Here is an 18,870-nt window from a genome sequence, read left to right on the forward strand (position 1 = left end):
AGTTTGTGCCGCTTAAATAAAGAGGTTTTGATAACCAAATTAAAGCAGCTCTAAAGAGTTTTGAGTTAAAAGTTAAACTTCAAGTTTTCATTCAGGACGAATGTACTGGTTAACTAATTTTTTTGGGAAAATTAGTTAACCCATCATTATAACATATAATTAATTTGCAAGAGTTCTACTATACCAGAGAGACTAGCTGTGTCGGCGTTGCTGAATCATACATGACCTGGATACTTAAACTAGAGTTTGCTAAGGCTTGGGGAGTTACTAAGATTTCTATCTTCTGACCTAATGCTACTAGAAAGTCAAACATCTGCTCAAGAGAAAATTTTTGCAATCTGCCATTTTTTAAGTTAGAAATTTTAGCCTCGTCAATCCCCAAAATTTGACTGACCTCCTGCTCGCTTAATTCTTGTTCAGTAATCAGATCGTAAATCACTGAAGCCAGCTTGACTTTAGCGAGTTTTTCTTCTGCATTAGCAAAGCCTAAGTCTTCAAAAATGTTTCCCGAACTAATAGTATATTCTGTCATAATCATTTATCTCCTTTTTGTTATTTATTATTGCTCTTTTGCGATCTCCTGTGCTTTTTTTAGGCGTTCTTTGATTAGATCAACATTTTGTTTTGGTGTTTTAATCCCCGATTTTGATTTTTTCTGAAAGGCATGGAGAATAAAAATAGCATTGCTTAGTTTGATGGCATAAACTGTTCTATAGGTATCGGTTTGATAATCGCTGACTATTTCAAAAACACCATTAAAGCCCTTTAAGGCTTTGATGTTAGGATGATTCTGATTGTTCTGAACACGATACTGTAGTGCGGACAACATGAAGCGCTAAAGCGCAACTACGAACCTTAACTCAAACTACAAATTATCCTAAATCCCTTGAGTAACCCACAGAAAACCGGTTTCTCGGAGAAACCCGTTTTCTACTCATGCTACCTCAATTTTCTCAAAAAAAAATCGACCCGCCGCTAGGCGGGAAAAAGAGAAAAAGAGAAAAAGAGAAAAAGGGTAAAAAGGGAAAAAAGGGAAAAAAGGGAAAAAGGGTTACAGAGTCCTCCCAGCACCGCACACCACCCGAAAACCGAAGACGTTGACGTAGGTGACGCGGCGGGAGTTGACGCCGCGGAAAGCGGAACGGCAGAAAAATGGATCGTTGCACCAAGAACCGCCCCGCAATGGAGAACGATTATCATTACCATTTTTTATCCAAGCACTGCCATCCCTTGGCGCATTCTCATGGGTACTATGCCAATCGTCCTCGCACCACTCCCAAACATTGCCAATCATGTCATGGAGTCCCCAAGCATTGGGCCTTTTCTGACCCACAGGATGAGTTGTCTTCTGAAAATTTCCGTCATACCAAGCGTAATCTCCTAACTGATTGGCATCATCACCGAAATAAAAGCGAGTAGTTGTACCCGCACGACAGGCATATTCCCATTCCGCTTCTGTGGGGAGGCGATAGGTTTTCCCTGTTATTTGACTCAATTTCTGACAAAAGGCTTGAGCATCATTCCAACTAACCTTTTCTACCGGATTTTGGGGATTGTTTTTAAAATAAGAGGGATTGGTTCCCATTACTGCTTCATATTGTGCCTGAGTCACTGGATATTTGCCGATCGCAAAACTGTTGACTTGAACTTGGTGTTGAGGCTTTTCTCTACTTTGAGCATCAGAATCACTGTCAGGAGATCCCATGAGAAATTCACCTGCTGGTAAGCTCACCATCTCTAGTGTTATCCCATTGGGTAGGTTTTCGGTAAATGAAGTTTTATTGCCTAGTGCTGTCTCTGGTTGATCAGATTTAGATGGAATCATCCAATCTGATGGAGAAGAAGGAGTTTTATTGTCTAGGGGTGTCTCTGGTTGAGGAAGGGGAGGAATAGGAGAGTCACCGACGACGGAGGTAGTAAAATTCCCGACTCTCTCGATTACATGGTTGTTGATGCGTTGAATGGCGGTTTCCAGTTCGATTTCCTCATCGGGGATTTCCACGTCTGTCCATTGCCATCCTTCCTGCTCGGCTCGCTCTAATGCGATCGCTAAACGGCCGCGCTTTTCTTCGCTGGTGACGAGGAAATTGAGCAAACTAGCCGATAGATTCTCGTTTTTGCGGAAAGATACCGCCGATTCGGAACTAAGAATGTTCTGGACGAGGGATTCCACTTCGCTGACACTGCGGGAAAGTTCGCCGTCAATGGTCGCTACTTGATCGATTAAGCCTTGAAACTGTCCGATAATTGGTTTTAGGTATTGTTCTAGATTAATGGCTACTTTGGCCATTTCGATCGCCTCTTTTTCCAGATTATCTAACTCCAGCTGCAACTGATACACTTGTTTGTACCCGTTCAACTCGCCGATCATTTTCGAGAAAACCTGTTTTTGTGTATCCTGATCTTCAGCTAATTTCTGGATACTTTCGCTGATTAGGTCGATTTTCTTGAGCATAAGCAAGCTGGCGCGACCAACAAGAATCACAGTGCGGAAAATCTGCTGTTTCTGTAGTCTCAGGGTATCTCGCAGGTCGGCCGAGCCGATGCTATTCTCCAAAGATTGGCGTTTTCGCTCTGTTTCTGCCAATTTCTGGCATTTAACCGCCACTGCCTCCTTGATTTCCTCGGTCAGTGACTGGAAAAACCGTCGGTATTCATCCTTATGGTCGGTGAGAAATCCGATTAACTGGTTATAGTCCCCGACTAATCTTTCTAATTCTTGAAAAGTTTCCTCGAAATTGAGGGGTTCTTCTTTTTTCCTCAATCCTAGCCATGTATGGCGGACCCGTTTTCCAGTTTTAATCAGTTGCTGTCTTTCTTGAATCTGATCCTGCAAAACCAATAAATCGGGGCGATTTAGTTGGGGAAGTTGATAGGTTTTCCGATAAAGCTTGATTTTCGCCGTTTCTTCTGCCATCGCCTTGGTCGCTGAGGGTGAGTTTTTTCTATTTTAGCCCGATTTTTGATCAGCTAGAAATCTCGGCCAGAGGCGAAAAAATCAGCGACAATGATATAAATGGAGTTATCAACACAAGTAAAGCGATTATGACTGTAGCCACGACGAACGCCCGAGATATTTTCCGCTCCGCCTACGAAAACCGTTACACTTGGGATGAAGGATTCCCCGGTTACACTGCTGATATTATCCTCACCCAAGGAGAGGAAGTCCATACGGGCAAAATTCAAGTTAATGCCGATTATAGTGTGGAAGTAACGGGCATTGATGACGAGAAAGTGCAAGAAAGTATCTATAATCAAATGCGCGACATCGTTACTCACCGTAAAAGAGGCAATTTTGAGGTTTCCCACGGCAAAAACCAGTTTAATTTCGGGCAAGATGATCCCACCGGTGCAGTAGAAATTCTTGTCACCGGCGATGCTATGGGATCTAATTATAAAGTGCGCGGCCAGGAAATCTGTCAAGTCAGTCGAGTCATGGGACCGATGGCTTTTACTATTAATACCGAGGAAAGTCTCGATACGGGAGAAGGTTATATTTCTATTCGCTATAATGCCATTTTCCGCAATGCTAAAACCGATGAATTAAAGGGAAAACGTGACTTTAAGGAAACCTACGAAAAAATCGGTAATTATTATTTACCCTCCTGTCAAGTGATTAACGCAATCGATGTCGGTAGCGAAAAATCCACCACAGAATTTACTTTTATCAATCTACAGCTTTTAGAATCTTAAGGGTTATCCCCGCCCAAAAAGCGTTAGGATCGAAGTAACTAAGTAGGTGGGTGTTAAAAATTGTCAGATCCCCCCGCCTATCGGCCCCCCCTTATCAAGGGTACATCCCCCCGCCTATCGGCACCCCCCTTATCAAGGGTAGATCCCCCCGCCTATCGGCACCCCCCTTATCAAGGGGGGCAGGGGGGATCAAACCCCCCTTATCAAGGGGGGCAAGGGGGATCAAAGACAAAATCTATCTTCAACTTAATTGAAACCACTTACTTACACTGTAATAAATCTCTGACCAGAAGCTGATTATGTCTTTAACACTGACTCCCAATAACGTCGAACAAGTTTTAGATGAAATGCGCCCCTACCTGATGGCGGATGGTGGTAACGTGGAATTAGTCGAAATCGACGGGCCAGTCGTCAAACTGCGTCTTCAAGGCGCTTGCGGTTCCTGTCCCAGTTCCACCATGACCCTAAAAATGGGCATCGAACGTCGTCTCCGGGAAGTGATTCCCGAAATTGCCGAAGTTGAACAAGCTTTCTAAATCTTGGGTTAATTAATTCTCACCACTGCCCGATTGCTAATTTAATTAGCGATCGGGCATAATATTAATTATATATTTTCTTCTAAGTGGCTAGGTGTTAAAAACTTTCAGATACCCCCCTTATTAAGGGTAGATCCCCCCGCCTACCGGCACCCCCCTTATCAAGGGGGGCAGGGGGGCAGGGGGGATCAAACCCCCCTTATCAAGGGGGGCAAAAGGCAAGAGGGAGAATAAATAATCGGTTTTTAATAACCAGATTTGGTATTATATATCTTTTTCTGCAAGATTGATAAAATTACAGAATTAATTAAGGTAAAAAGTATCTTTTTTAGCCGATTAACCAGCCAATTAAGCATTAAGATATACTTGAAAATTTTTATTAAAACTCAAAAATTATGACTGAAAATATCCCCACCATTGTGGTCATGCACGGCGACCAAACTGGAGAAGAACTATTACTAGAAGCCCTGAGAGTATTACAACCCTCGATAATTCGTCAACCGCTTAACTTTGCCGATTTTGATCTTAGTTTAGCCCAGCGTCGCCAGAGTAACAATCAAGTGGTTCATGAGGCCGCCGAAACGACTCTAAAAACCGGATTAGCTCTCAAAGCTGCCACTATTACCCCAGAAATTAAAGGAGATGTGGGCAGTCCTAACGCTATTTTAAGAGAAGCAATGAATTCTCAGGTAATTCTCCGCATCGGTCGCCGTATCCCCGGTATTCGTCCGATTGGGGGCGTTTATTCTCCCATTGCCATTGTCCGCATGGCCGTTGATGATGCCTACGGGGCCAAAGAATGGCGAGAAACCACTGCCACCGGCGATGAAATTGCCTATCGCACCTCGCGCATTTCTAGGGCTACCAGTCGCGCTGTGGCCGAGTTTACCTTTCAACAGGCCAAAAAAACCGGGGCGCGGGTATTTGGCGGCCCAAAATTCACCGTTAGTGCCACCTACGAAGGGATGTTTAAAGAGGAATTAGACGCGGCAGCCCGAAGACATCCAGAAGTGCGTTATCAACCCCTGTTAATTGATGCAACTTTTGCCCTACTTTTACAAACCGACGGCGAAGCTTTGGTGATTCCGGCACTTAATCGCGATGGCGATTTATTATCTGATTTTGTCTTGCAACTCTATGGCAGTATTGCCGGGGCCGAAAGTTTAGTTTTGGGATTTGATGAGCAGACCTTAGCGGTTAAAACTATTATGGCAGAAGCTCCCCACGGCACGGCCCCCGCTTTAGAGGGCAAAAATATCGCTAATCCCATGGCGATGATTTTAGCCTCGGCAGCTTTGTTAGGTTATATCGAAACTAGCGAGGCGCGTAAAGCTTCCAGGGCAATTTATGAAAGTGTCTTTGAAACTATTCACGAGGGCAAAAAAACCCCCGATTTAGGGGGCCAAATGACCATGAGTGAGTTTACCGATGAGGTGATTCGTCGTGTGGTCAGTAAGTTAGAAGTTTGGTCTGCTTTGGGGTAAGCTGTCGGCACATCTAAACACCGGTTAAGACTGGACTAGGGAAGGGGGAAAAAGCCGTAAGATTGCCTATTCCCTAATACCGAAAGCGCCGTTTGGCGTTGTCAGATCAGAATATGAAAGATGCAATGCAATCCTTGCTATCAAAGTGATTTCAGTTCCCAGCTGATTCTGATCATCTTTCAATTTGACAACGCCAGCCGTTTAGCTTAATCTCTGGCCAGATAGGGTTTCCAGCTAAGTGGAACATCGATTTGCATAATAAACTCAGATGAACCATAGTTTATCAGCAATTCTAAATTTGCCCTGTAGCAAGGCTTTTGGGAGTTAGTTCGCATAATACGGGGTAAAATTCAATGGGATGGCGAATTTCATTTCACGAGTCTTCGGGCTTTTGACGTGATAGTATACCCAAAGTTGCCCCAAAAATCCCCCTTTAAAATGTTCTCTAAATCCCTAAAAAGCTTGCTGTGTCTAAAACTGAGAATTGCTGATAGTTTATTAGTTCGCTTGCTCAAAATAGTCTTTCGTGCTATTGTGTGTAGTGTTATCGTGTCAGTCAATTGTTTTAAAGTTCTTACCGAAATTCCATATACGGAGGTTCCTCTATCCATGTGGCACGGACAACTCCTTATTGGATAAGCCTTTCCACTGATAAGTTTTGATAATCCATAATTTTGCTAATAAACATAGCAAAATTATAGATGATTTCCTGACCTAAGATCACATTTTATTATTTTTTCCACTTCAATCTAAGAATTGAGAAAAAAGCAAAACCTTATATTGTACCATAAAAAAATTATGCAAGAGGTCTAATAAAACTTCATTTATCGAAAACCTACCCAATGGGATAACACTAGAGATGGTGAGCTTACCAGCAGGTGAATTTCTTATGGGATCCCCTGACAGTGATCCCGATGCTTACCAGAACGAAAAGCCTCAACACCAAGTTAAATTAAACAGTTTTGCGATTGGCAAATATCCAGTGACTCAGGCACAATATCAAGCGGTAATGGGAAAAAATCCCTCTCGGTTTAAAAATAATCCGCAAAATCCGGTAGAACAGGTTAGTTGGAATGACGCTCAAGCCTTTTGTAAGAAATTGAGTCAAATAACAGGAAAAACCTATCGCCTACCGACGGAAGCGGAATGGGAATATGCTTGTCGTGCGGGGACTACTTCTCGATTTTCTTTTTGTGATGATGCTAATCAGTTAGGAGATTACGCTTGGTATGACGGAAGTTCTCAGAAGACAACTCATCCTGTGGGTCAGAAAAAGCCCAATGCTTGGGGACTGTATGACATGAGTGGCAATGTTTTGGAGTGGTGCGAAGACAATTGGCATAATACCAATGAGAATGCGCCAAGGGATGGCAGTGCTTGGCTGATAAAGGATAATGATTATTACATAGTGCGGGGGGGTTCTTGGTTCAGCAATCCAGATAACTGCCGTTCCGCTTACCGCGACCTCAACAGCCGCCGCGACAGCAGCCTCAACAACGGTTTTCGGGTGGTGTGCGGTGCTGGGAGGACTCTGTAACCCTTTTTCTCTTTTTTTCCCGCCTAGCGGCGGGTCTATTTTTTTTTTGAAAAAATTGAGGTAGCATGAGTAGAAAACGGGTTTCTCCGAGAAACCGGTTTTCTGTGGGTTACTCAAGGGATTTAGGATAATCTGTAGTTTGAGTTAGGGTTCGTAGTTGCGCTTTAGCGCTTCATGTTGTCCGCACTACAGTAACGGCAAATTTGGCTTCAGCGTCCAGAAAGAAATCTATGATACTAAATCCAGTTATTAAAAACTGATTATTTATTCCTCCTTTTGCCTCTTGCCTTTTGCCTATCCTGATATGTAGCCTATACTCAATGGATTTAGTATAATCTAATTGACAGATCACTCCTCCAACTCAACAGGATAAAATGGGTTTAGTTTCAGCCAAAATACAACTTAGTAACCCCGTTGATCGTTCCCTATCGCCTCTAGAAACCCCAGCCTTGGCTGATACGGGAGCCTTGCATCTCTGCATTCCTGCACATATTCAAATTCAGTTAAAATTAACTGAAATCGATCGCAAGGAGGTAATTTTAGCCGATGGTTCCCGTCAACTGGTTCCCTACGTTGGGCCGATCGAAATTCGTTTCAAAAACCGCGTCGGTTTCGTCGGTGCTTTGGTGATGGGGGATCAAGTATTGCTTGGTGCTATCCCAATGGAAGATTTAGACTTAATCGTTATTCCCGCAACCCGGACTATTGATATTAACCCTAATAGTCCTAATGTAGCCACCTCGATGGCTAAATAGATAGGCCCCAGGAATTACATCAATTTATCAAAGTTGGGAGAATAATTTACTGTCGATTGATAGCGATCGAGATTGGGAAACCATTATTAAAATGCGATCACCTTGAACTTTTCCTATTCCCCTTGAGTTGCTTGTCTAACCTGTTCGATCTCTAATTCTAAAGCTTGTGCTATCTGTTCAAAGTTTAATCCTAAGGCCAATAAACGAGGAATAGAGGCTAATTTTGCCGCTAATTCGCCTTCTTGTCGGCCTTCTTCTCTACCTTCCTCTCTACCTTCCTCTCTACCTTCTTCTCTACCCTCTTCTAAAGCTTCCTGATACACTTTAGTTTGTTTTAAATCGCTTAAACTAAACATCGCTTCTATCTCCTTTCTACTGACTTGGGGTAACTTATAAACCAAGATTGTCTCTATCAATTCTAAAAGTTCTTGCTGTTGTTTGATCTTAGGGAATTCTTGTCTAATCCGTGGAATTAATTGTTTTCCCTGCTCGATCGCTCTTGCGGTGGGTGCTATAATTAATTGTAACATCGATATTCCCAGGGATTCCACTTCCCTTAATTCCTCCAGATAAAAACGTAAAATTCTGCCTGAGTTGATTAACTCCCCATAACGAGCCGTCTCTACGCTTTCCACTGAACGCCGAGGATAAATAACTACTCCCTGCCAATTGTTGCTTAAGTCCGTTTGGTGGAGATAGAGGAAGATTTCACTGAAGAAACGGGAATAAAACCTATTATCTTTCTGAAATTGTACTTCTAGGAAATAAATAGGCTGATTGGGTGTATCAGGCAAAAAGACTCCATCGAGACGAAAGGACAATTGTTTAACTTCCACCGAGGAGAATTGATAAGAATTGGCGGTTTCGGGGGGAAGGTTCAACAAATCAAAGAAACAAGCGGGAAATCTTTGTAAGAGTTGATAGAAAATACTGTCAGTTTTCACACAATTAAACTCAAAAAGAGTCCTCTAGTTTAGCAGAAGTTTTTTATTGTGTTCTTCAGTAAGCTCCTATTTTTGAGCAATTGGGATGACGACTGTTACCCAACACCATCGGAACCAAGATTAAATAGGGTATGATGGGGGTTGGATAGATTTTCTCCTATACTTTTTCCTCAAGTATGACAACCGGGGAAAGCTGGAAGGGTGGCACACCATAAATCATCTTCTTGCCAAACAATAACTTTAATATTCATCTTTAACTTTTTTGTCCTTATATGTCGAAGTAATGATCGATATCAATCGGGAACCATTCCCCATCTAATACCTGTTCGAGGGAGAAAGGAGGCTCTAGAGGAATCGCGTCGCGAGTGACGGTTTTCGCTTGTATTAGGGTTTTTCGAGCGTTCGAGTAGGCTTTTTGAAAATAATCCCGCGCATGGTTGCTGAGAGTAGTAGTTTCTAGCCACTCTCCTAGTTGAGTTCGGAAACTGGCGATTTCTCCTACCCAGTGACAGACGTTGCGTTCTCGCTCCCGTTCCGATTTGTGATAAGCTAACTTAAACAGGTGTTCGATAAGCTGGGTTAATAAACTCTCTACAGCCCGTCTGTCACTTTTCCCCATGCACTCCACTTCCTCGATCAGATTTTCCCAGTCCACCTCATCAAACTTTTTTAGCTTTAAAAGTTCGGCGGTTTTTGAAGCCCAGAGAACAAAATCCTGATCGTATAAGGCTTTCATTGATAAAGCTGTTTCTACTGCCATAGTTTCGTTCCAACTGATGATAAAACTATGTCTTTAGCTTAACTTTACTAGCGCAAACCTTTTAACTTTTTTGTCCTTTACTAAGCAGTGTAACTCGATCTCATCAGACGTTATACAATAAATCTTGTCCCTCGATCGCATTGTCCCATGACTACCCCCTTCACTGCCGCAGAAATTGCCTCAGAAGGCATCAAACCCGAAGAATACGAAGAAATAGTCAAAAGACTGGGAAGACACCCCAACAAAGCCGAATTAGGAATGTTTGGCGTGATGTGGTCGGAACACTGCTGTTATAAAAACTCCCGGCCGCTGCTCAAACAATTCCCCACCACCGGCGAAAAAATTCTCGTCGGACCGGGGGAAAATGCCGGAGTAGTGGATTTAGGCGATGGATTGCGATTAGCCTTTAAAATCGAGTCCCATAATCATCCTTCTGCGGTGGAACCGTTCCAAGGTGCCGCTACTGGAGTCGGAGGCATCCTGCGCGATATTTTTACCATGGGGGCCCGGCCCATTGCTATCCTCAACTCCCTCCGTTTTGGTAACTTGCAAGATGCCCGCAATCGTCGCATTTTTGCCGGAGTGGTGGAAGGAATAAGTCATTATGGCAATAGTGTCGGCGTTCCCACGGTGGGCGGTGAGATATACTTTGATAATGCCTACAATGGCAATCCCCTCGTTAATGCCATGGCTTTAGGGCTAATGGAAACCGAGGAAATCGTTAAATCTGGGGCAAAAGGTCTAGGAAACCCGGTTTTATACGTTGGTTCTACCACCGGCCGCGACGGTATGGGAGGGGCGAGTTTTGCCAGCGCCGAATTAACCGATAAATCTATGGATGACCGGCCCGCGGTGCAAGTGGGCGACCCTTTTCTGGAAAAATCCTTGATAGAAGCTTGTTTAGAGGCATTTAAGACCGGCGCGGTGGTGGCGGCCCAGGATATGGGGGCCGCAGGGATCACCTGTTCTACTTCCGAGATGGCGGCCAAGGGAGGGGTGGGAATTGAATTAGACCTCGATAAAATCCCCGTCCGGGAAACTGGGATGGTCCCCTACGAATATCTGCTATCGGAATCCCAAGAAAGAATGTTATTTGTGGCAGCATCGGGACGAGAAGGCGAATTAATCGAGATTTTCCATCGTTGGGGACTTCAGGCTGTGGTCGCTGGCCAGGTAATTGCAGAACCGATCGTCCGTATATTATTTAAAGGGGAAATTGCCGCCGAAATTCCTGCCACGGCCCTAGCGGATAATACTCCGATTTATCATCGGGAATTACTGGCAGAACCGCCAGAATACGCCCAAAAAGCTCAATTATGGGAAGATGCTACTATTCCTATTCCCGAATCCCATAACGAGATTTTATTAAAACTGCTGGATAGTCCCTCGATTGCCTCAAAACGCTGGATTTATCGTCAATATGACCATCAAGTCCAGAATAACACCGTTATTCTCCCCGGAGGAGCCGATGCGGCCGTGATTCGCGTGCGTCCTCTGGGTGCTAATCCCGCAAATTCTCGGCGAGGTGTAGCGGCGACTACAGATTGTAATCCGCGATATGTTTATCTTGATCCCTATAACGGAGCTAAGTTGGCCGTGGCGGAAGCGGCCAGAAACCTTAGCTGTGTTGGTGCTGATCCCATTGCTGTCACGGATAATCTCAATTTCGGAAGTCCAGAGAATTCAATCGGTTATTGGCAATTAGCCACTGCTTGTCAGGGTATTGCCGAAGCTTGTCGGGAAATGAATACACCAGTAACTGGGGGTAATGTCTCTTTGTACAACGAAACCGTTGACGCAGCTGGCAGCCCCCAGTCTATTTATCCCACTCCCGTGATTGGGATGGTGGGATTAGTGCCGGATATCGGGCAAATTTGCGGGCAAGGTTGGCAAAAAGCGGGGGATTTAATCTATCTTTTGGGTTTCTCCTTGCCAACTATCGGCGCTTCCGAATATTTAGCCGTTATTCACGGTTTGGTGACGGGGAAACCGCCGGTAATTGATTTTGAGTTAGAAAGAAAGGTACAAGCGGCCTGTCGTCGGGGAATTCGCGCCGGTTGGGTGAAATCTGCCCACGATTGCGCCGAGGGAGGTTTAGCCACTGCTCTGGCAGAATGCTGTATTAGTGGCCAATTAGGGGCGGAAATTGACCTTTCTTGGCAGCATCAGGGCCGTTTTGATGCGGTGTTATTCGGGGAATTAGCTAGTTGCATTATCGTCTCCGTTTCCCCCGAAAATCAGCAAGATTGGGAAAAATATCTAAAGACACAATTGGGAGACTATTGGCAAATAACCGGCAAAGTTAGCGAAAAAAGCGATAATCTTTTAATTCTTGACCAGAATAAACAACCGGCGATCGATGTTAGTCTAGAAACTATACAGCAAGTTTGGTCAAAAGCGATCGAAAGAAGGCTGTAATCTTGAGGCCGTCAGCTAGATAAGATGGCCGATTATATCGGTAAATAAAGGCTGATAGCTGATAAATAAATCGTTAAAAGAAGATTAAGATCGGTTAAGATTTTGTTACCAAAGTATTCTGCAGCCCCAACCCTCCCATGTCTAGCCATCCCGACTCATCTGTATCTTTTGCCAGTGTCGATAAGCCTGAAGAAGCCTGTGGAGTTTTTGGACTCTATGCCCCCGAGGAAGAAGTAGCAAAACTGACCTATTTCGGACTCTATGCCCTGCAACACCGAGGACAGGAATCGGCAGGTATTGCCACCTACGACGGGGAAACGGTGCATTGTTACAAAGAAATGGGCTTAGTTTCCCAAGTTTTTAGCGAAACTGTCCTTAAAACCTTGCCCGGTACTCACGCCGTCGGTCATACTCGTTACTCTACCACCGGTTCTAGCCGTCGCGCCAATGCTCAACCAGCCGTGATCGAAACCCGTTTGGGTAAACTTTCCTTAGCACATAACGGCAATTTAGTCAATACTTTTGAGTTAAGAAATGTATTAGAAAAGCGCGGTTGCGATCTCGTCACCACCACCGACTCGGAAATGATCGCAGTCGCTATCGGCCAGGAAGTGGATAGTGGCAAGGATTGGATACAAGCGGCGATCGATGCCTTTAGCTATTGTAGCGGGGCTTACAGCCTTGTTATCGGCACACCGACGGGAATTATCGGGGCGCGGGATCCCAATGGTGTCAGACCCTTAGTAATTGGGGTTTTGCAAGAAGAAGGCAATCCCCCCCGTTATGTTTTAGCTTCGGAAACCTGCGGATTAGATATTATTGGGGCCGATTATCTGCGGGATGTGCAGCCGGGGGAATTAGTTTGGATTAGTGAAGATGGCTTATCTTCGGTGGATTGGGCCATGAAACCAGAGAAAAAATTATGCGTTTTCGAGATGATTTATTTTGCCCGTCCCGATAGCATTGTTCACGAGGAATCTTTATATACTTATCGGGTACGTTTGGGGGAACAATTAGCCAAAGAGTCGCCGGTAGAAGCAGATATGGTGATGGGAGTTCCCGATTCGGGTATTCCGGCTGCGATCGGATTTTCGCGCATTTCTGATATTCCCTACGCGGAAGGATTGATTAAAAATCGTTATGTGGGACGGACTTTTATTCAACCAACCCAACACATGAGAGAGTCGGGGATTAAGATGAAATTGAATCCTTTAAAGGATGTTTTACAGGGAAAAAGAGTTATTATTGTTGATGATTCGATCGTGCGGGGAACCACTAGCCGGAAATTAGTTAAAGCTTTACGCGATGCCGGAGCAAGAGAAGTTCACATGAGAATATCTTCTCCTCCGGTGACTCATCCCTGTTTTTATGGCATTGATACGGACAATCAAGAGCAGTTAATTGCGGCAACTAAATCGGTGGCGGAAATTCAGGCACAAATCGGGGTGGATAGTTTAGCTTATCTCAGTCAAGATGGAATGTTAACAGCAACGAAGGAAGATCCGAAAACCTTCTGTACTGCTTGTTTTAATGGCGATTATCCGATTCCTGTACCCGATAATGTTAAGCGATCAAAGTTGATTTTAGAAACAGTTAAATAGGGGTTGCTGAATAAATCTAAAAACCTTGCTGGGTAAGACTTTTAGACTTTTTATCAATCAAAAAGTACCAGAGATGGGAGTGATCGGGGGGAAAATTCAGGGACTTTTTCCCTGAAAATTAGGTAATTGACCAGGTGAAAATCGGTAAAACCCTACACCCGTTCGGCTGAGCTCACGGCCGAAGCCCACACCCCACACCCGTTCGGACCTCGGCGTGAGCTCGGTCGAACGCTGAGCTCACGGCCGAAGCCCACACCCTGTCCCCACGAATAACTTTTTGCCGCAAACCCTAAATAGCCTCACGGCTAAATCCTCTGAAAACAATCGGCAATTTCCTGGGGAGTTAAAAGAGAATTAGGATAACCGGAAAGTTGTCCTAATTTTTGTGCTAATAAAACTGCTTGGGGTGGAGTTAGATAGGTTTTGGCTAAGAGATCGGTTTGATGATAAGCTTGCCGGATTGGGGCATCTAAAAGGATAGTTCCTTGACCCATAATAATTACTCTTTCGGCGTATTCTGGCATTAAATAGAGGTGATGGGTGATCACAATCACGGTTTTGCCCATCTGGTGTAATTGACGACTCACCTCTAAAATTGCCTTAGCTCCTTGGTAATCTTGGCCGGTGGTGGGTTCATCGAAAACAACTATACGCGGTTCCATGGCTAAAATTGCCGCAATCACTACCCGCGCTCGATCGCCTTTCGGTAAGGAGAGAGGATGATAGGATCGATATTCTAGCAATCCCATGGCTTCTAGACTTGCTTCCGTGCGTTGGGTGACGATTTCTGGAGAATAACCGAGATTAGTCAGGGCAAATGATACTTCTTTCTCGACAGTGGTGTTAAAAATCTGATTATCGGGATTTTGGGCTACATAACCGATCGAACGAGCTAAATCACTAACAGAAAAGCTAGTGATCGAACGTCCGTCAATCATAACTTGACCGGTGGTTGCCGAGAGAAGATTGAGAAAATGCTTGACTAAAGTGCTTTTTCCCGCGCCATTTTGACCGATAATCAGCAGATATTCCCCTTCGGCAATATCGAGGGACACATCCCGCAAAGCGGTAGTACCATCAGGATAGGTATGGCAGAGATTTTTAACGCTCAGTAGGGGGTTTAAGGGGTCAGAAACCGACGATAAGGGAGGGTTTGGTGTTATTTGATGATAAAAGGATTTAAGCTCGTTTAAACGGGCAAAACCGCGGTCTAGGGTGACAGGAATGGACTCAATCGCCCCGATTTTCTGCTCGATCAAGGCAAAAGTAGTGGCCACTTGCGGGGGACGCAGGGCATTTTCATGTAAAAGTTGTACTTGGGAGTAGATCTCTGCTGGGGTTCCCATGGCTTCGATCGCACCTTCCCTTAATAGTACCAGGCGATCGGCATATTCGGCCATTTCCTCGGCCGCGTGGGAGACCATGACAATAGTGACACCGAGATGGCGATTTAATTCCTTAATGGTGGCGAAAACTTCCTGAGAGCCTACCGGATCCAGTTGGGAGGTGGGTTCATCGAGAATTAACAAAGCGGGCTGAACTGCGAGAGCGGCGGCGATCGCTAATCGTTGTTTTTGTCCTCCTGATAATTCCCCCGGCGATTTTTTTTCCATTCCCTCTAACCGGACTGCCGCTAAAACTTTGGGAATACGCGCTTTAATTTCCTCTCGCGGTAGCCGTAAATTTTCTAAGGTAAAAGCGATTTCATTTTCTATCGAAGTGGCTAAAAGTTGCGTTTCGGGATCTTCAAATACTGCCCCCACATAGCGGGCCAGGGTGCTAACGGGATGGGTTAAAGTATCTAAACCGGCTACTGTTGCATAACCAAAAAAACGCCCTCCGTAGAATTGGGGGACAATACCGTTAAGAGTTAAACAGAGAGTAGTTTTTCCCGCACCTGTGGGCCCGATAATACCTAAAAATTCTCCTCGATGAATTGCTAAAGAGATATTTTTAAGCACTAGATTGGAGGATTCGGGATAAATATAGGAAACTTTCTCTAATTGGGCAATGATTTCCATTATCGGTGGGGAATAGAAGACGGGAGTGGGGTAGATGGGGAGATATTTTTCAGGGAAATTTGAATGAGGGACGCTTCTATTTTCCGCTATTTTGATCGATGAACTTGATTATCACACAGGCGGCCTACTACTCTGTGATTTATCCTGCAATTGTACCAGTTACTCCTCGCCCACTCGCAGAAAAACTTAATATTTCTACTCTTGACAAATTTGCTGTAAGGTGCCAACAAAATCGGGGTAGGAAATGCCAGCTGCTTCAGCGCGATGGATAGTGGTGGGTTGACGGGAATTGAGGGCAGCGATCGCTAGACTCATGGCAATGCGATGATCGGTAAAACTGTCCACTTCCGTGCCGACTAGGCCCGTACCGCCGGTAATCTCTAAACCATCGGGTAATTCCCTTACTTTTGCCCCTAGGCGATCGAGTTGGGTGGCCATCACCGTCAGGCGATCGCTTTCTTTCACCCGTAATTCCTCGGCATCCTTAATAATTGTCGTTCCTTGGGCAAAAACCGCCGCTACTGCCAGAATGGGAATTTCATCGATCAGACGGGGTATAATCTCACCAGCGATCGTGGTTGCCTGTAGTGGACTGGATTTCACCCGCAGATCTGCCACCGGTTCCCCCGTCACCACCCGTTGATTTTCGAGGGTGATATCTGCTCCCATTGCCTGTAAAACCTGTAAAACTCCGGTTCTAGTCGGGTTTATTCCCACATTTTCGATTAATAACTCAGAATTAGGCACGATTGCCCCCGCTACCAACCAAAAAGCCGCCGAACTGATATCTCCCGGTACAATCACCGTTTGTCCAGTTAAAGTGGGATAACCCGTCACCGTGACGCTATTAGTCTCCCCATCCACCTCAATATTTGCCCCAAAAGCGCGCAGCATCCGTTCACTGTGATCGCGAGATAAAGCGGGTTCCGTGATTGTGGTTTTCCCCTCCGTTAACAGTCCTGCGAGGAGAAGACAGGATTTCACCTGTGCAGAAGCGACGGGAGAATAGTAGTGGATCGGTTGCAGAGATTCCCCAGAAACGGCTAAAGGAGCCAAAGAATTGGCTTTTCTGCCCCAAATTTGCGCCCCCATTTCTTTGAGGGGTTTCACCACCCTGGACATGGGACGCGATCGCAGGGAAGCATCACCGGTGACGACAAAAAAACGGTCCCGATGACCGGCCAATAATCCTAACATTAAGCGGATCGTCGTGCCGGAATTGCCCGCGTCGAGGATTTCTAAGGGTTCCTGAAGATTGCCTAAACCCCTACCTTTGACGATCACTTTCTCGCTGTTGAGTTGGGAAATTTCCACACCCATGGCACGAAAACAACTAGCGGTACTGCGGGGATCTTCGCCCAATAATAACCCATGAATAACGGTTTCTCCTTCGGCGATCGCTCCTAACATCAGGGAGCGATGGGATATAGATTTATCGCCTGGGATGGTGATTTTTCCCCGTAATCCCGTGATTTTGGCTGGATCGATGACTAAATCTTGATGGGATTGAAGGGGGTTAAGGGTGACAATAGACATGATCGTTAGGCAGATGAAGACAAGCTCGATCTATTTTCCCCCTTTACCTCGCCCTTTCCTTGTCAAGTTATGTAAAGAATATTAAGCTAGAGTGACAGTTGATTTTCCCAGTGTGACAGGAACGAGGGAAAGGACACAAAGATCGATCGCTCCCGTATTAGGTTAAACTTATCACACCAAGAAACTGATAACTGATAACTGATAACTGATAACTGATTATGTCTCGTCGTCAACTGTTGAGTTTTTTAATTGCAGTAATTCTGGCATTTTTTGCCTTTATTCCCGATGCTAACGCTTTAGGTGGCTCCCAACCCCCTTTAAATCAACCGGCACCCGATTTTACCCTACCGACTAACACGGGAGAAGGGAATATTTCCCTATCGGATTATCGGGGTAAGTGGGTAGTTTTGTATTTTTATCCCAAGGATTTTACCCCCGGCTGTACCCTAGAAGCGCGGCGTTTTCAGCAGGATTTGCCGAAATATATGGCTAAAAATACGCAAGTTTTAGGGGTAAGTGCCGATGATGTCGATTCTCATGCGGAATTTTGTGACTCGGAGGGGTTAAAATTTCCCTTACTGGCAGATACTACCGGAGATGTTAGTAAAGCCTATGGTTCTTGGATGGGTTATGTTTCCCTGCGTCATACCTATCTTATCGATCCGCAGGGGATTTTAAAAGAGATTTATTTAGGGGTAAATCCTGCCATTCACAGCGCCGAAGTTTTAGCACGTTTAGAGGAATTACAGGCGACTTCTTGAGATAATTGGTCTTGAATCTAGAAATTATTCTGGTCGGTTAGTTACGATGATAAGCTAACTACGGTTTGCATTATCTATAGTCGCTCAATCAATCCTCATTTTCTAGATAATGGCAGCACACTCTGAACAAATGGTTCAATAATTAGACAATCAATACAGACAATAGCTTATGAATGGATCACGAACAAGTTTTCAAGCTGGTTGGTTAAATATAGAGCAGGAATTAGTTTTACTTTTAACAGCAACAATTAATATTAAAGGTATGCCGAAAGCCTATCCAAATGTTCCCGATCAAAGACAGGAAGATTACTATAATTCCCTGAAGTATTATATTAATTTTCATCCTCGTATCAAAAAAATACTATTTGTGGAAAATTCTGGTTGGCCTCTTGATCGATTGCAGGAAACGACTCAAGAAAATCCCCATAACAAACAAATTGAATTTATTTCACTAGATGCCAATGATTTTCCTCGTAATTTTGGCAAAGGTTACGGCGAAACCCTATTAATAGAGCAGGGAATTTTAAAATCAGCACTGGTCAAAGAGTCTTCTTATATTGCCAAGATAACTGGGAGAATTTACCTTCTCAATATGACCGATATTTTAGAGAGGGTTAAAAGTCCCTTTGAGTGTTTATGTGATTTTAAATGGCCGATTTGGCAACAATTACAGAACAAACAAAAGGTTCTTCCGAACTTACCATGTAAAATCAACTAGCAAAATGCCAATTTAATAAACATCTAAGACTAAAGTTTTTAAAGTTTCTAAATCCATAGCCTCTCCTTTTAATCACCTTCAGTTTATTATTAATTCCTTCCACTGT

Annotated in this window: 16 protein-coding genes and 2 pseudogenes; 9 read left to right on the forward strand and 9 right to left on the reverse strand. The window is 44.4% G+C overall.

Annotation, left to right across the window (positions count from 1 at the left end; translation table 11 throughout):
- Positions 1–178 precede the first annotated feature (178 nt).
- From ACOCD9_RS07005 to ACOCD9_RS07015, 3 genes are all read right to left on the reverse strand, one after another.
- Complete coding sequence (locus ACOCD9_RS07005; RefSeq protein WP_419546879.1) at positions 179–532, reverse strand: helix-turn-helix domain-containing protein; 354 nt, start codon at positions 530–532, stop codon at positions 179–181.
- Positions 533–559: 27 nt separating this feature from the next.
- Positions 560–829, reverse strand: a complete 270-nt coding sequence (locus ACOCD9_RS07010; RefSeq protein ID WP_419546880.1) for a type II toxin-antitoxin system RelE/ParE family toxin — start codon at positions 827–829, stop codon at positions 560–562.
- A 222-nt stretch (positions 830–1,051) separates the two neighbouring features.
- Positions 1,052–2,917, reverse strand: a complete 1,866-nt coding sequence (locus tag ACOCD9_RS07015; protein WP_419546882.1) for an SUMF1/EgtB/PvdO family nonheme iron enzyme — start codon at positions 2,915–2,917, stop codon at positions 1,052–1,054.
- 128 nt (positions 2,918–3,045) lie between these two features.
- On the opposite strand from ACOCD9_RS07015, the gene ACOCD9_RS07020 reads away from it, so the two are divergent.
- From ACOCD9_RS07020 to ACOCD9_RS07040, 5 genes and pseudogenes are all read left to right on the forward strand, one after another.
- Entirely contained in the window at positions 3,046–3,693 is a 648-nt protein-coding gene (locus ACOCD9_RS07020) for a DUF3386 domain-containing protein (protein WP_419546891.1), read from the forward strand.
- A 299-nt stretch (positions 3,694–3,992) separates the two neighbouring features.
- Positions 3,993–4,229 (forward strand): NifU family protein, encoded by a 237-nt coding sequence (locus ACOCD9_RS07025; protein WP_002735229.1) that lies wholly within the window; start codon positions 3,993–3,995, stop codon positions 4,227–4,229.
- A gap of 395 nt (positions 4,230–4,624) precedes the next feature.
- Positions 4,625–5,713, forward strand: a complete 1,089-nt coding sequence (locus ACOCD9_RS07030; RefSeq protein WP_287700029.1) for an isocitrate/isopropylmalate family dehydrogenase — start codon at positions 4,625–4,627, stop codon at positions 5,711–5,713.
- Between the two features lie 814 nt (positions 5,714–6,527).
- Positions 6,528–7,250: pseudogene (locus tag ACOCD9_RS07035) on the forward strand (formylglycine-generating enzyme family protein); the annotation flags it as partial.
- 374 nt (positions 7,251–7,624) lie between these two features.
- A complete protein-coding gene (locus ACOCD9_RS07040; RefSeq protein ID WP_287700028.1) occupies positions 7,625–8,005 on the forward strand; it encodes a clan AA aspartic protease in 381 nt (126 codons plus the stop codon).
- A 113-nt stretch (positions 8,006–8,118) separates the two neighbouring features.
- Here the strand turns inward: ACOCD9_RS07040 and ACOCD9_RS07045 are convergent, their stop codons facing one another.
- From ACOCD9_RS07045 to ACOCD9_RS07055, 3 genes and pseudogenes are all read right to left on the reverse strand, one after another.
- Positions 8,119–8,949: an Rpn family recombination-promoting nuclease/putative transposase gene (locus tag ACOCD9_RS07045; protein ID WP_419546884.1), complete on the reverse strand. Its 831-nt coding sequence runs from the start codon at positions 8,947–8,949 to the stop codon at positions 8,119–8,121.
- A gap of 173 nt (positions 8,950–9,122) precedes the next feature.
- Positions 9,123–9,200, reverse strand: a pseudogene (locus ACOCD9_RS07050) (type II toxin-antitoxin system HicB family antitoxin); the annotation flags it as partial.
- Positions 9,201–9,217: 17 nt separating this feature from the next.
- Positions 9,218–9,709 (reverse strand): DUF29 domain-containing protein, encoded by a 492-nt coding sequence (locus tag ACOCD9_RS07055; protein ID WP_287700026.1) that lies wholly within the window; start codon positions 9,707–9,709, stop codon positions 9,218–9,220.
- Positions 9,710–9,856: 147 nt separating this feature from the next.
- Here ACOCD9_RS07055 and purL point away from each other — a divergent pair, with 147 nt between their 5' ends.
- Together purL and purF are read left to right on the forward strand one after the other, a co-directional pair.
- Entirely contained in the window at positions 9,857–12,127 is a 2,271-nt protein-coding gene (gene purL / locus ACOCD9_RS07060; RefSeq protein ID WP_419546886.1) for a phosphoribosylformylglycinamidine synthase subunit PurL, read from the forward strand.
- 137 nt (positions 12,128–12,264) lie between these two features.
- A complete protein-coding gene (purF, locus tag ACOCD9_RS07065; RefSeq protein WP_287700024.1) occupies positions 12,265–13,728 on the forward strand; it encodes an amidophosphoribosyltransferase in 1,464 nt (487 codons plus the stop codon).
- Positions 13,729–14,033: 305 nt separating this feature from the next.
- Here the strand turns inward: purF and ACOCD9_RS07070 are convergent, their stop codons facing one another.
- Complete coding sequence (locus ACOCD9_RS07070) at positions 14,034–15,749, reverse strand: ABC transporter ATP-binding protein (RefSeq protein ID WP_287700023.1); 1,716 nt, start codon at positions 15,747–15,749, stop codon at positions 14,034–14,036.
- A 195-nt stretch (positions 15,750–15,944) separates the two neighbouring features.
- Positions 15,945–17,285: a 3-phosphoshikimate 1-carboxyvinyltransferase gene (aroA, locus tag ACOCD9_RS07075; RefSeq protein WP_419546887.1), complete on the reverse strand. Its 1,341-nt coding sequence runs from the start codon at positions 17,283–17,285 to the stop codon at positions 15,945–15,947.
- Positions 17,286–17,503: 218 nt separating this feature from the next.
- Between aroA and ACOCD9_RS07080 the strand changes: the two genes are divergently transcribed.
- Positions 17,504–18,046 carry a peroxiredoxin gene (locus ACOCD9_RS07080; protein ID WP_419546888.1) on the forward strand — a complete coding sequence of 181 codons (543 nt, stop codon included), beginning with the start codon at positions 17,504–17,506 and terminating at the stop codon, positions 18,044–18,046.
- 169 nt (positions 18,047–18,215) lie between these two features.
- The gene (locus ACOCD9_RS07085; RefSeq protein WP_419546890.1) at positions 18,216–18,764 is read left to right on the forward strand and encodes a hypothetical protein; all 549 of its coding nucleotides are present in this window, start codon (positions 18,216–18,218) and stop codon (positions 18,762–18,764) included.
- Here ACOCD9_RS07085 and ACOCD9_RS07090 read toward each other — a convergent pair.
- Positions 18,757–18,870, reverse strand: a 114-nt coding sequence (locus tag ACOCD9_RS07090; protein WP_271927689.1) for a transposase, incomplete at its 5' end; no start/stop codon positions are given. The genes ACOCD9_RS07085 and ACOCD9_RS07090 overlap by 8 nt on opposite strands.

The sequence above is a fragment of the Microcystis sp. genome, from assembly GCF_048564745.1.
GTDB lineage: Bacteria > Cyanobacteriota > Cyanobacteriia > Cyanobacteriales > Microcystaceae > Microcystis > Microcystis ichthyoblabe_A.